The organism is Streptococcus sp. 27098_8_86 (assembly GCF_041432595.1).
Taxonomy (GTDB): Bacteria; Bacillota; Bacilli; order Lactobacillales; family Streptococcaceae; genus Streptococcus; species Streptococcus pneumoniae_F.
Genome location: NZ_JAPVZW010000004.1, coordinates 16,968 through 30,584, shown reverse-complemented (window position 1 = coordinate 30,584; position 13,617 = coordinate 16,968). Strand labels below are relative to the sequence as shown.

At 39.7% G+C, this 13,617-nt stretch carries 13 protein-coding genes and 1 other annotated feature; of the genes, 1 reads left to right on the top strand and 12 read right to left on the bottom strand.

Annotation, left to right across the window (positions count from 1 at the left end):
- Window positions 1–27: 27 nt before the first annotated feature.
- The gene (locus O3616_RS04955) at window positions 28–963 is read right to left on the bottom strand and encodes a dihydroorotate oxidase (RefSeq protein ID WP_371638273.1); all 936 of its coding nucleotides are present in this window, start codon (window positions 961–963) and stop codon (window positions 28–30) included.
- Window positions 964–1,191: 228 nt separating this feature from the next.
- On the opposite strand from O3616_RS04955, the gene gdhA reads away from it, so the two are divergent.
- Complete coding sequence (gene gdhA, locus O3616_RS04950) at window positions 1,192–2,538, top strand: NADP-specific glutamate dehydrogenase (RefSeq protein WP_000199532.1); 1,347 nt, start codon at window positions 1,192–1,194, stop codon at window positions 2,536–2,538.
- Between the two features lie 134 nt (window positions 2,539–2,672).
- On the opposite strand, the gene O3616_RS04945 is transcribed toward gdhA, so the two are convergent.
- From O3616_RS04945 to thrB, 11 genes are all read right to left on the bottom strand, one after another.
- The gene (locus O3616_RS04945; protein WP_371638272.1) at window positions 2,673–3,128 is read right to left on the bottom strand and encodes a hypothetical protein; all 456 of its coding nucleotides are present in this window, start codon (window positions 3,126–3,128) and stop codon (window positions 2,673–2,675) included.
- Window positions 3,129–3,770 carry a hypothetical protein gene (locus tag O3616_RS04940; RefSeq protein WP_020901491.1) on the bottom strand — a complete coding sequence of 214 codons (642 nt, stop codon included), beginning with the start codon at window positions 3,768–3,770 and terminating at the stop codon, window positions 3,129–3,131.
- Complete coding sequence (locus O3616_RS04935) at window positions 3,767–4,054, bottom strand: hypothetical protein (RefSeq protein ID WP_004259684.1); 288 nt, start codon at window positions 4,052–4,054, stop codon at window positions 3,767–3,769. The genes O3616_RS04940 and O3616_RS04935 overlap by 4 nt, the downstream gene beginning before the upstream one ends.
- Before the next feature lie 307 nt (window positions 4,055–4,361).
- On the bottom strand, window positions 4,362–5,405 hold the full coding sequence (locus O3616_RS04930) for an SPFH domain-containing protein (RefSeq protein WP_061590081.1): 1,044 nt from the start codon (window positions 5,403–5,405) through the stop codon (window positions 4,362–4,364).
- A 205-nt stretch (window positions 5,406–5,610) separates the two neighbouring features.
- Window positions 5,611–5,979: a 50S ribosomal protein L7/L12 gene (rplL, locus tag O3616_RS04925; RefSeq protein ID WP_001196965.1), complete on the bottom strand. Its 369-nt coding sequence runs from the start codon at window positions 5,977–5,979 to the stop codon at window positions 5,611–5,613.
- Window positions 5,980–6,050: 71 nt separating this feature from the next.
- Complete coding sequence (gene rplJ / locus O3616_RS04920) at window positions 6,051–6,551, bottom strand: 50S ribosomal protein L10 (protein ID WP_045606104.1); 501 nt, start codon at window positions 6,549–6,551, stop codon at window positions 6,051–6,053.
- A gap of 38 nt (window positions 6,552–6,589) precedes the next feature.
- Window positions 6,590–6,725, bottom strand: a sequence feature (ribosomal protein L10 leader region).
- A 76-nt stretch (window positions 6,726–6,801) separates the two neighbouring features.
- A complete protein-coding gene (locus tag O3616_RS04915; RefSeq protein WP_371638271.1) occupies window positions 6,802–8,061 on the bottom strand; it encodes a TRZ/ATZ family protein in 1,260 nt (419 codons plus the stop codon).
- 114 nt (window positions 8,062–8,175) lie between these two features.
- Window positions 8,176–9,924 (bottom strand): ABC transporter ATP-binding protein, encoded by a 1,749-nt coding sequence (locus tag O3616_RS04910; protein ID WP_371638270.1) that lies wholly within the window; start codon window positions 9,922–9,924, stop codon window positions 8,176–8,178.
- A gap of 1 nt (window position 9,925) precedes the next feature.
- Window positions 9,926–11,650, bottom strand: a complete 1,725-nt coding sequence (locus tag O3616_RS04905) for an ABC transporter ATP-binding protein (protein WP_371638269.1) — start codon at window positions 11,648–11,650, stop codon at window positions 9,926–9,928.
- Between the two features lie 60 nt (window positions 11,651–11,710).
- The gene (gene msrB / locus O3616_RS04900) at window positions 11,711–12,649 is read right to left on the bottom strand and encodes a peptide-methionine (R)-S-oxide reductase MsrB (RefSeq protein WP_371638268.1); all 939 of its coding nucleotides are present in this window, start codon (window positions 12,647–12,649) and stop codon (window positions 11,711–11,713) included.
- 98 nt (window positions 12,650–12,747) lie between these two features.
- Window positions 12,748–13,617 carry a homoserine kinase gene (gene thrB, locus O3616_RS04895; RefSeq protein ID WP_371638267.1) on the bottom strand — a complete coding sequence of 290 codons (870 nt, stop codon included), beginning with the start codon at window positions 13,615–13,617 and terminating at the stop codon, window positions 12,748–12,750.

The following is a 13,617-nucleotide window of genomic DNA, read 5'->3' as shown; positions in this document are numbered from 1 at the left end:
TCCTTTCTTCTGATTTTTCGATTTAATTTAGTCAATATAGCGCAATTTCCCACGGAAATCTTCTAGGCTTTCGTACCCTTTTTCCGCCATGATTGCTTTTAGTTCATTGGTAATACGTTCGAAAGCACCGACGCCTTCTTTGTGAAGGGTGGTTCCCACCTGCACCATACTCGCTCCACAGAGGATATGTTCAAAGGCATCACGACCAGTCAAAACGCCACCTGTTCCGATGATTTGAATTTGAGGATTTAAGCGTTGATAAAAGGCATGAACATTGGCTAGAGCAGTCGGTTTGATGTACTCTCCCCCAATCCCACCAAAACCATTCTTAGGGCGAATAACGACAGATTCATCTTCTATATACAGTCCGTTTCCGATTGAGTTGACGCAGTTGACAAACTTGAGCGGATACTTGTTGAAAATAGCTGCCGCTTGGTCAAAGTGAACAATGTCAAAATATGGTGGCAATTTAATTCCAAGAGGTTTGGTGAAGTAGGCAAACACCTCTGCTAAAATCCGGTCTGTTGTCTCAAAATCATAGGCAATCTGAGGTTTTCCTGGAACATTTGGACAGGAGAGGTTTAGCTCAGTCAGACCACGAAAATCACTCTCTTGGACTTTTTTCAAGATAGTATGGGTTTCTTCTGGAGACATGCCGACTAGAGATAGGAAGAAAGTTCGGTTTGGCTCTTTTTCCTGTAAATCCAAAAGATAGTCCAAATAATAGTCTAAGCCATTATTCGGTAATCCCATAGAGTTGATAGAACCAAGTGGAACATCTTGATAGCGTGGCTCAGGATTTCCCTGACGAAATTCCAAGGTCGCTGTCTTAGTGACAAAGGTTCCCGCTGCTGAGTTTTTAACCCCTTCTAGCTCCTCTATCGTCATACAAGCCACACCCGCCGCATTCATCAAACAATTGTCAAACTCAAAACCAGCAATTTGTGTTTTCGTTGATACCATGATTCTAATCCTCCAGATTCCTTTTATTGCTAATATTATACCATATTTTCAGATTTTCTCTTTGAGAAAGATATTTACAAGAAAAAGGTTCGTTTTTTATCTATTTTCAAAAAGTCTCAAAACTAAATTGATAGAATTTTTAGAAAATTTTTGTTTTTTCTCTTTACAGTTAAAAAAAATTCTGCTATAATGACACACATAATTAAATTAGAATTTAAGGAGAACGATATGACATCTGCTAAAGAATATATCCAAAGCGTGTTTGAAACTGTAAAAGCTCGTAACGGGCACGAGGCTGAATTCCTCCAAGCTGTTGAAGAATTTTTTAACACTTTGGAACCTGTATTTGAAAAACACCCTGAGTATATCGAAGAAAATATCTTGGCACGTATTACTGAACCAGAGCGCGTGATTTCTTTCCGTGTTCCTTGGGTTGACCGTGATGGAAAAGTTCAAGTAAACCGTGGTTACCGTGTTCAATTCAACTCAGCTGTTGGACCATACAAAGGCGGACTTCGTTTCCACCCAACTGTAAACCAAGGGATTTTGAAATTCCTCGGATTTGAACAAATCTTCAAAAACGTCTTAACTGGACTTCCAATCGGTGGAGGTAAAGGTGGATCAGACTTCGATCCTAAAGGTAAAACAGATGCTGAAGTGATGCGCTTCTGCCAAAGCTTCATGACTGAATTGCAAAAACACATCGGACCATCACTTGACGTACCTGCTGGTGATATCGGTGTTGGTGGACGTGAGATTGGTTACCTTTACGGTCAATACAAGCGTCTTAACCAATTTGATGCTGGTGTCTTGACTGGTAAACCTCTTGGATTTGGTGGTAGCTTGATTCGTCCAGAAGCAACTGGTTACGGTTTGGTTTACTACACTGAAGAAATGCTTAAAGCTAACGGTAACAGCTTTGCTGGTAAGAAAGTTGTTATTTCAGGTTCTGGTAACGTTGCTCAATACGCTCTTCAAAAAGCGACTGAACTTGGTGCAACTGTTATCTCTGTATCTGATTCAAATGGTTACGTCATCGATGAAAATGGTATCGACTTCGATCTTTTGGTTGATGTTAAAGAAAAACGTCGCGCTCGTTTGACTGAGTATGCAGCTGAGAAAGCAACCGCTACTTATCATGAAGGTTCTGTATGGACTTACGCTGGAAACTATGATATCGCTCTTCCATGTGCTACTCAAAACGAAATCAACGGTGAAGCAGCTAAACGTTTGGTTGCTCAAGGAGTTATCTGTGTATCTGAAGGTGCCAACATGCCAAGCGACCTTGATGCCATCAAAGTCTACAAAGAAAATGGTATCTTTTACGGACCTGCAAAAGCTGCCAATGCTGGTGGTGTAGCCGTTTCAGCTCTTGAAATGAGCCAAAATAGCCTTCGCCTCTCATGGACTCGTGAAGAAGTTGATGGACGTCTCAAAGACATCATGACAAACATCTTCAACACAGCTAAAACAACTTCAGAAACATACGGTCTTGATAAAGACTACCTTGCAGGAGCTAACATTGCTGCCTTTGAAAATGTAGCAAACGCTATGATTGCACAAGGTATTGTTTAATACTTGAAAAAAGTTAACAAAAAGCAACAGCTAGACAGTTGTTGCTTTTTGTGTTTTAAAGAAAATAAACTTGCTAGGTTTTAGAAACAATATCAAAATAGCTATAAGATAATAGCATTTCGATTATCCTAAAATTAATACACTATAAAAGCTTTACCGCAAGTTGCACAGGTCAATTCAGTTCCAATTACTCCATCTGTTGGCATATGACAAGTAGGACAATAAACACGTTTTGCTGATAGTCGATAAGATAACTCATCTCGCAATTCTTTCCCTTTAATTTCAATAACATCTTCACCTTGTTCTTCAAACTTAAGAACTGTTATCAAAGCTTTATCATATTGTTTCATACGTGGCTGTTTCAAAAATAAAAAAGACGATATAATCAAAAATAGGAAAAATAAAACAAACAAAATTGTAACTATTAAAAGCCAGATAAAGTAGAAATCATAAAGTAAACCTTCTTTTTTTCCTAAAATCCATCTTATGTAGTTATCAATGTACTGATAAAATTTCAATCCGGTGACAATACATATGAAAGATACTATAGGATAAACAACCTTGGAAATGATTAAACGATAGCGTCTCATTTATATTTCCTTTCTAGATAACCATGCACCACAATAATCACATGATTTACCTTGCCCTAGGTCAAGCAGATTCTCACCACTACATGATGGACAAATAACGGGATATGTATTTTTGTTAATCTGGTGCTTTTCAAATAAAGTGAATAAAGCTTGTATTTGATTTCGTTTCTTGACTTCTTCTTGTCTCCTAGACTCACAATAAGTCATTACCAAAATTAAAATCACACTAAGCAAATACCAAGGAACTAAAAGAAATAAAAATCGAATAGACCATTCCCTAGATTTTTCATATTCAAAAAATGATGATAAAATGATTAAAACAAGCATTTGAAGTAAATTCTTCTGTTTTAATTTCTTCAAGGAAAAGGAATCTTTAATTGTTTCTCGAAACAAATATAAAATAACTAAAGCAACTGGCACAAAGGTAACATTTTGAAATGATAAAAATAAAAAACTGATAACAACGGGAATTCCAATAGATTTTGCCAAAATTATAAAATCAAGATTTTTCAATATAAAGATTCTTGGTTCATCATCTATAGAAAAGATAGCAAGTGATAAAACTACAAAACAGAGTATTACTATATTTGAAATTAACCAATGAAAGCCTTTTTTCCAATTATTCTTAATATACTGTTTCACCTATCTTCTCCTCTAGTTGCTATATATTCTCTATAAAGAGCTTTCCCATTATATATCTCATCCAAAGCTTTGACTTTAATTTTTATATTTTCTAAAATACCAAAGCTATAAAATGCAAAGGATGACAAAAAGAAACCTGATAAAGAAAAAATAATAGGAATCAATATTGAGAAAATCGGCCTACCATGTTCAAGAAATAGAGTTATAGCCCATAGTGAAAGAAAAAATGTTGCACTTGTTAATCCCATAAAAAGTATACTTAATAAACGAAATACTTGGTACATCCAAAATATCCTCCTGTCATAGAACTTGTCTAAGTAATCCCTTACTCTTTTAAAAAGATTTCCTAATATCTTTCAGGGAATCATTGTATTTATTCATACATTTCCATACTTAGAATTACATAAATTGAATGATTTAAAAATACAAACAAAGAAATCATAGTTTTCAAATTTCTAAGAAAAAGGGAAATTCTGGCAATACCAGACTTCCCAAATAAAACAAAAGTAAATTTGAAAATGTAAAAAATCAAAGATTAAAGATAATGCTTAAACAAGATTGATATAAAAATGATTTTTCCAATCATTTGAACTATCTTTCGTGCCCGCAATTAGAACAGAAGTTTGCTCCTTCCAAAAAAGCAGTCCCGCATTGGCTACAAAACTTAGCTAAGCCTGTTTCTCCTTTGAGGTCAGTTTGATGCTGATTCACATCTTTGTCAAATGAATTCCTATCTTCAATCTGATCCACCAAGTTGCTAAATTTAGCTCCCAAGGAAAGTCCCATAGCTATTTCCACGCCTGCTCCCATTAGATTTCCTGCAGAATCATTATTTTTTGCTGCCTCTTCTAAAAGATCAAATTGTCTCTCTTCTTGATAAGTATACTCTTCAATATCTCGACCAGCCTGCTTGCTTTTGGCTTCCAAAATTTGCTTGTGGAATTTAAAGATTTCTCTATATCCATTGCTATTCTGATTTACCTTTAAAGCCTCAATGTTAAATTCCTCAATACTAATTCCATATTTAGAAAAATGGCTGGATAAAATAGCTGACAAAGCAACAGACATATCAAAACTGTGCATTTCAATATCAAGAATTGGAATCTTATGGTTGTATATTACTTGTGAAATAGCTGAACTAATCAACCCACTAACAGTTTGTCTAAACCGTTTTTGTAAAATAGGAGCTGTTATAATATCGGGGTGACTTGGCATAAATTCTAATATAAAAGCTTCTAAGTCTACAATTCGAGGAATGAAATTCCCATGTATTTTCAATTCTACAGGAATATCACTTTCTGGATCTCGAACCATTATAGGAGAAGAAGTTCCCCATCCAATCGGTTGTAAATCATACATATTCACAAACCACAAAAACAATGAGTCAGACGAAATACCTCCACTTAGAAAGTTTTTTATTCCTGAAACTACTTGAATATCATATCCTTCAATCTTATGTTTACCAGCATCATAAGTAGTTACTGCTCTTCCATTTGAAAACAATACAGCACACTGACCAGGGTTTACAATTACAGTTGCTCCTATCTTGATATTCGTTTTAGGATGTCTCCAAGCAAGTATATTCCTTGTATCTTCACCTTCATAACGAATAACATCAAACAAATTTAATGCCATCTTTTCTCCTCTAAAATGAAAACTATAAATTATAAGATTAATCTTCCATACCTATATTACTATTATATAACCCATTTATTGAAAAGGCAACTCATACTTATAAATTATTATCTTTGGAGCAATCCCCTATATAAAACAAGAAAAACCGCTACTCCTAAGAATAGCGGTTTAATCATGTTTTTAAGCTACTAATGTAGTCGCTCTATTATTTAAGAGTAACTGAAGCTCCAGCTTCTTCCAATTTAGCTTTGATTTCTTCAGCTTCTGCAGTTGCAACGCCTTCTTTAACAAGTGCTGGTGCACCGTCAACAAGTTCTTTAGCTTCTTTAAGACCAAGACCTGTGATTTCACGTACAACTTTGATAACGCCAACTTTTTTGTCGCCTGCAGATGTCAATTCAACGTCGAATGAATCTTTAGCAGCACCAGCGTCAGCAGCACCAGCTGCAGCAACAGCTACAGGAGCAGCTGCAGTTACACCAAATTCTTCTTCGATAGCTTTTACAAGGTCGTTCAATTCAAGGATTGAAGCTTCTTTAATTTCAGCAATAATGTTTTCAATGTTCAATGCCATTGTTATTTCCTCCAAATATGTTTTAAATTTATAATAGATTTCGTAGCTAGGCTACGCTGCGTAGCTTAAGATTAAGCTGCGTCTTCTTTGTTGTCTGCAACCGCTTTGACTGCAAGAGCAACGTTGCGCACTGGCGCTTGAAGTACAGAAAGGAGCATAGAAAGAAGTCCTTCGCGGTTTGGAAGAGTTGCAAGAGCAAGAATCTCTTCTTTAGATGCGACAGCGCCTTCGATTGCACCACCTTTAATTTCAAGTGCTTCAGCGTCTTTAGCAAAATCGTTCAAGATTTTCGCTGGTGCGATAACATCTTCGTTAGAAAATGCTACTGCAGATGGTCCAACAAATACAGATGCAAGATCTTCAAGACCAGCTTTTTCAGCTGCACGACGCAAGATTGAGTTTTTAATCACTTTATACTCAACTTCGCTTCCACGAAGCTCACGACGAAGAACTGTATCTTGCTCAACTGTTAAACCACGAGCGTCAACAACGACGATAGATGCAGCAGCTTTCATTTTTTCAGCTACTACGTCAACTAGTTCCGCTTTTTTAGCAATAATTGCTTCACTCATTAGTGTGTTCACCTCCGTTATTATTTTGCTTGGGGAATTTTTCCAAAAGAAAAACGCGCCCAAACCTAGACACGAAAGTACAATACGCTTCTTTTTACATGATACGTTTTGTCCTCGGTAGGATATTTATGAGTCGAGCTCCCCTACTGTCTTAGGCAGTTTTTTCAAACCGTATATAAGTATAGCATAGTCAAAAAAAGAATGCAAGATTTTTGCAAACTTTTTTTAAAATTTTTTCGTGATTTTTCTTTTAAAGTTCTACTGTCAGGACTTGACCTTGCTTAACAACCTGTTCTCCGGCAATATAAACATCATCTACATCACTAGATTTAACTGCATAAACCAGATGAGAAAGCATATTTTCCTGAGGTTGGAGATGAATTTTCCCTTGTGGTTGAATAACGAGAAAATCTGCTTGCTTGCCGACTTCTAGACTTCCTATCTGATTTTCCATTCCTAGAACCTTAGCCCCTTCGATTGTCAGTGCCTTGAGGGCTGTTTCGATCGGAAATTGGCTGGCATCTCCACTTTTCATCTTCTGAAGAAGGGCTGCTGTTCGTCCTTCCTCAAACATATCAAGGTTGTTGTTGGAGGCAACCGAATCCGTCGCAATTCCGACTGCTACTCCTGCTTTTTGCAGTTGAATGATAGGAGCAATCCCTGATGCCAATTTGAGATTACTGATAGGATTGTGGGCAATAGACACTTGAGAAGTTGCCAAGCGTTCAATTTCTCTCTCGTTTAATTCGACCCCGTGAGCGAAGACGGACGGATGATCTAAGTAACCCAGTTCTTCTAGAAAAGCGAGGGGGCGTTTGCCGTAGCGTTTCAGGATAATGCCTGACTCCTCCTTGGTCTCCGCCACGTGGATATGGATTGGAATAGCAAACTCTTTTGCCATATCTAAACTCGCTTGCAGCAAGTCTTGATTACAGCTGTAAGGAGAATGTGGTGCTACCATAACCTTGAAATTTAGATTTTCATATCCTAAAATTTCCTCAATAATTGCTCGTGTTCTGCTTATGGTCTCAGCAGTTGTTTCTGCCCCTGAAGAAAAGAGGGTCGGTGAGAAATAACAACGCATCTTGGAATCTTTCACTGCCTGATAAATCTGCTCAATCTCCACACCATTAGGATTATACATATCGTTGAAGGTTGTTGTTCCTGACTGGAGCATCTCTGTCAGAGCTTCTTTGACCGCCTTGGTAGTCATGTCGGGAGTAAACTCAGCTTCTGCAGGCCAGATATAATCATTGAGCCATTCATGGAGATTGCTATCATCTCGAATTCCTCTCAATCCCGTCATAGCAGAATGGGTGTGACAATTGACCAAACCAGGCATAATCCAGGATCCCTGATAGTCTATAATCTGCTCAGCTTGCTCTAAAATCTCTGAATTCTCTTGACCGACATAGACGATTTGAGAATCCTTAACGGCTAAGATTCCATCTAGATAGACATGGAAATCTTTGTCACAAGTCACGATATTTACATGCTGAAAGACTTTCATTCTAGGCTCCTTTTCTAAAAGACAATTTACAGTGAACAATTTTTCTAGCTATTGTAACAAAAAAGTCACCCGAAGGCAACTTTTTTTGTCCATAAGATTTCAAAGTAGAAAGGCTTATTCAGAGCTAAAAGCTACAGCCTTTTGCATTTGGTAATACTTACCTTTTCTAGCCATGAGATCTTGATGATTTCCATGTTCCACGATATCGCCATCCACCAAGACTAGAATCAGATCTGCATCCTGTATGGTAGACAAGCGGTGGGCAATAATAAAGCTTGTTCGCCCTTTCATGAGTTTGGCAAAGGCATCCTGTACCAGCACTTCTGTCCGCGTATCAATGGAGGACGTCGCCTCGTCTAAGATAAGAATCTTTGGAATAGCCAGAAAGACTCGGGCTATGGTCAAGAGCTGAGCCTGACCGACAGAAAGAGATTCTCCAGCATTTTCTAACTTGGTATCATAGCCTTGAGGTAGCTGTTGGATGAAAAAGTCTGCATTGGCTGCTTTGGCAGCAGCAATCACCTGCTCCCGACTGGCTTCAGGATGTCCAAAGGCAATATTATCATGAATGGTCCCTTGCTTGAGCCAAGTTTCCTGTAGCACCATGCCAAATTGTTGACGTAAAGAGGCACGACTATAGTCATAAATGGATTTCCCATCCAGCAAGATATCTCCCGAGTTAATGGGATAAAAACGCATGAGGAGATTGATAAGGGTTGATTTTCCAGCACCTGTCGGACCAACAATAGCCACCTTGCTACCAGCTGGAATATCAATAGATAAATCCTTAATCAAAATCTTTTCAGGATTGTAGCCAAAAGAGACATGTCTAAAAGAAATAGCTCCCTTAACTTGGTCACTGGTCAAGACTTCCTTACCTGTTTCAGCCACCTCAGGACTCTCTAAGACTCCATAAACACGTTCTGCACAAGCCAAGGCACTTTGCAATTCAGCCAAAACTGAAGAAATATCGTTAAAGGGCTTGGTGTATTGCTGAACATAGTTCAAAAAGGTCACTAAACGTCCGATAGTCAAGGTGGAACCCATCATGATACGATAAGCTCCTACTCCAGCTAGAAGGGCATAAATGAGCGCATTGACAAAGCGAGTCGAAGGATTGACCGTTGAAGAATAAAAGATGGCCGACTGCGAATAGCCTGCGTAGTTGTCATTAGCCTCATGCAGTCTTTGGATAAACTCTCTTTGAGCATTAAAGGATTGGATAATGGTCTGCTGGCTAAGCGATTCTTCAATCAACTGAGTCTGAATTCCCCTCGTCTCTGTTTGCTTCTGAAAGAGATGATAGGAGCGTTTAGCAATAAAGCGTGAAATCACCATAGACAGTGGTGTCAACAGCAAGACCAAGAGAGTCATGAGGAGATGAATTTGGATCATAGCTAGAATACTAACCAAAATCATCAAGACACCAATAAAAAATTGGTTAAAAATCATGATCAAGCCAGCTGCCAGCTGTTCGATGTCCGTGGTTACACGACTAACCATCTCCCCACTACCTTGCCTATCTACAAAGGCAATCGGTAAACGATGGAGCTTGTTGATTATTCTCTCTCGTAAGTCTCTGGTATAAGAGAAAATTAAGCGATTATAGAGGAGAGGATTGGTCCACTGCACAAGGGTATTTCCTATGACTACCAAGACCATTTGAATGAAAATCTGCCAAAAAACTGGTGAAGAACCAGCCACAAGGACCTGGTCAATGACCTGTCCAATCAAAATAGGTAGATAAATTGATAAGCGAACCTGGGCAATAGTTCCTAGAAAGGCTAGGAAAAGGAGGAAGGGATGGCTTGCTAAATCCTTAGCCAAACGTGAGAGTGTTTGATTTGCAGTTTGTCGTCTCATACTAGCCCTCCTTTCCATGTTGGGATCCATTGATTTCGCGATAAACTTGACTATATTTCATCAAGTCCTCGTGCTTGCCGATAGCTAGAAGCTCACCTTTTTCCAAGAGGAGAATCTGGTCAGCCATCTGTAAAGTCGATGTTCTTTGAGAAATCAAAATTAAGCTCGTATTTGGCAAATTTTCTCGAATAGCTTTCAAGAGCCTAGACTCGGTAATGGTGTCGAGGGCCGAAGTCGCATCATCTAGGATGAGAAATGGAGCTTGGCGCAATACTGCGCGAGCGATAGACAGCCTTTGTTTTTGTCCACCTGAGAAATTTCGACCTCCTGTCTCAACTAGAGCATCTAAAAGTCCTTCCTTTTCACTGACAAAATCCTTGGCTTGTGCAATTTCCAAGGCCTGCCAAAGTTCTTGGTCCGTTACTTCGTGATTGAAACCCAGAGTCAAGTTGGAACGAATGCTTCCCTTAAAGAGTTCGACTTTTTGGGGCACATAGGCAATCCAAGACCGCCACTGCTCAAGATTACGAGGACTAGATCCATCTCGATAAGGGTAAATGCTCCCCTTGTCTGCTGGGTAAATTCCAAGTAAGACTTGCACCAAGCTTGATTTACCAGAACCTGTTCCCCCAATGATACCAAGGATTTGCCCTTGAGTCATATCAAAGGAAATGTCTCTCAAAGAAGGCTGGGCCGCATCAGGATAGGTAAAGGTCAGTTCTTGAACTTGTAAAACCTGCTCGCTGGTAGCTTGCTTTTGTTCTAATTTTGAATGGATATCCTCTGGAGCCTCAGCAAAGACTTCCTCGATTCGCTTAGCTGAAATATAGGACTGGTTGAGAGAATTGATCAGCATGGCTAGCTTGACCAATTCCACCAAGATCTGTAGGAGATAGTTGATAAGGGCAATGAGAGCACCTTGACTGAGCAATCCTCCTTGAATAGAAACATATCCCTGCCAGATAATGACTAGGAGGATTCCATTAACAATCAGATAGGTTAGAGGGGTTAATAAACTAGACCAGAAACCTGTCTTTTCTTGTAATCTAGCATAGACTTGGTTAAGGGTTTGAAAAATTTGTAACTCTCGTTTTTCTTGACCAAAAGCACGAATAACCCGCATCCCTTGTATTTGCTGGCGTGTTTCTTGAACTAGTTGATCCGTTTTCTTTCTCAGGCTGCTGTAGAGAGGATTGACTAACCGAGAAAGGCCTACAATAACGATTGTCAGAATCACAACCATGACCAAAAACCAGAGAGTCAGCTCAGCTGAGATTCGATAAGCCATAAAAATGGCACCAAAAACGATAATAGGCGCTCGTAAAAAGAGACGCAGGAATTGATTGATACCAGTCTGAATCTGGTAGGTATCCGAAGTCAAGCGAGTGACCAAGCTAGAAGTTGTCAAACGGTCTCTACTGTCCTTAGGTAAAGATAGAATATGACGATAGAGGTCGTTTGTCAATTCCTTGGCAAAACCCACCGCAGCCTTAGCTGAGTAGAACTGGGCTATTAAGGCCACTACAACACCAATTACTGCAAAGATAAGGAGCAAACCAATCTGCATCCAGAGATGACCTTGATTTTTCTGGGGCAAGGATTGGTCAACAATCCCAGCAATCACCATGGGAACCAAGAGCTCAAACACAGCTTCTAGTAACTTGAACAAGGGTGCTAAAATTGATTCCTTGATGTAGGGTTTAAAGTAAGATAATAGGTGTTTCATAAATCCCTTCTATTCGTATTCTGGAAATGAAGAAAGTGGGAAGCACCCACCCTCTCTGTTTTATTTGTTTAAGTAAGGCAGTAGATAGCCATATCCTCCCTCTTCCATCTCATCCTTGGATACAAAACGCAAGGATGCAGAATTAATACAGTAACGAAGTCCACCTAACTCCCGAGGGCCATCTGTGAAAACATGACCCAAGTGAGCATTCCCCGATCGAGAACGAACCTCAATTCGCTCCATTCCATGGCTCATGTCCTTGTAATAATGAATCAATTCCTTGGAAATCGGACGGCTAAAACTTGGCCAACCACATCCTGAGGCAAACTTATCCTTGGCAAAAAAGAGTGGCTCACCCGTCGTGATGTCTACATAAATCCCTTCTTCAAAGGTTTGGTCATAGGCATTGGTAAATGGAGCCTCTGTAGCAGCTTCTTGGGTAACACGATAGGATTCTTCAGATAAACTGCCCTTTAACACCTCTTGGCTAGGCTTTTCATAGTTAGAGGCATCAATCAATGGCTTCTCAGCATCGGTCACATCGATATGACAGTAACCTGAAGGATTCTTCTTAAGATAGTCTTGGTGATAATCTTCAGCCAGAATGTAGTGGCGAAGTTTCTCCACCTCTACTGCAATCTTTCGGCCCAGCATGCGCTCCTGCTCCTGCACCACTGTGTAGATAACAGGTAGGTCTGATTCATCCTGATAATAGATCCCAGTTCGATATTGGCGACCACGGTCATTCCCTTGTTGATTAATCGATAAAGGGTCGATGACACGGAAATAATAAAGTAAAATCTCTCTAAGTGACACTGCCTTCTCATCGTAAATCACTTGAACCGTTTCTGCATGGTCTGTTTCCTTGAGCAGCTGATAATTGGTCGTTTCGACTTTTCCATTAGCGTAACCAACACTGGTTGCTAGCACTCCAGAAATGCGTGAAAAATATTCCTCTAGGCCCCAAAAACAACCACCTGCTAGATAAATTTCTGCCATCTTTATTTCTCCTTTATCATGTTTTTAACTCGAATTCTTTTCAAAAAAAGGATAGGAAGCCCTCTGGTCGAGAGTTTCCCCATCCTATCATCTATTCTTTATTTTGCTTCGACACGGACACCTTGGGTATCAACTTTCAAGTCATGAAGTTTTCCTTTGAAAGGTTGCTTTTCCAATTCTGCCTTAATCGTTGGTATCTTGTCATGAGAAGCCAAAACCATAACTGTCGGTCCAGCACCAGATAGATAGGTTGCATAGGCACCATTTTCTTTGGCCACTTGCTTAATCGTCGCAAATTCTCTCACCAAGTCCTGACGATAGCGCTCGTGGAAGAGGTCTCCCTCGATTGCTTGCCCAGCGGTCACCATGTCTCCTGCCAACAAGGCCGCAACCGCCACATTAGCGATCGAACTAGCAGCAACAGCTTCCTTATAGGACAATTTCTTAGGCAAGACACCACGGCTGTCTCGAGTACGCAATTCATAGTTTGGAATGTAGGCTAGGAAATCACACTCTGGGAAGTCTACTACAATAGCTGAAACTTGCCCTTCAACGGAACTTGCAATAACGAGATTACCATAGATGGCGGGTGCCACATTGTCAGGATGTCCCTCAATCTTAGTTGCTAACTGCAGTTTTTCGTGATCAGTTAAATTAAGATTTGCAAGTTGGTTAGCTAATTCAATCCCAGCTACAATAACCGAGCTGGAAGAACCCAAACCACGCGCCAAGGGAACATCACTGGTCATTTTCAAGCGTCTTGGTTGCAAGTCTGGTACAATTTGTAAAGCAATTTTTAGTAAGAGATTACGCTCGTCATGAGGAATCCATTTGCCAATCTGGTGTTCAATCAACCACTCTTCTCGTTCTTCGCAGACCTCAATTTGAAGATACTTGGTTACAGCTACACCGACCGAGTCAAAACCTGGCCCGATATTGGCACTGGTTGCAGGTACAATAATCTTCAT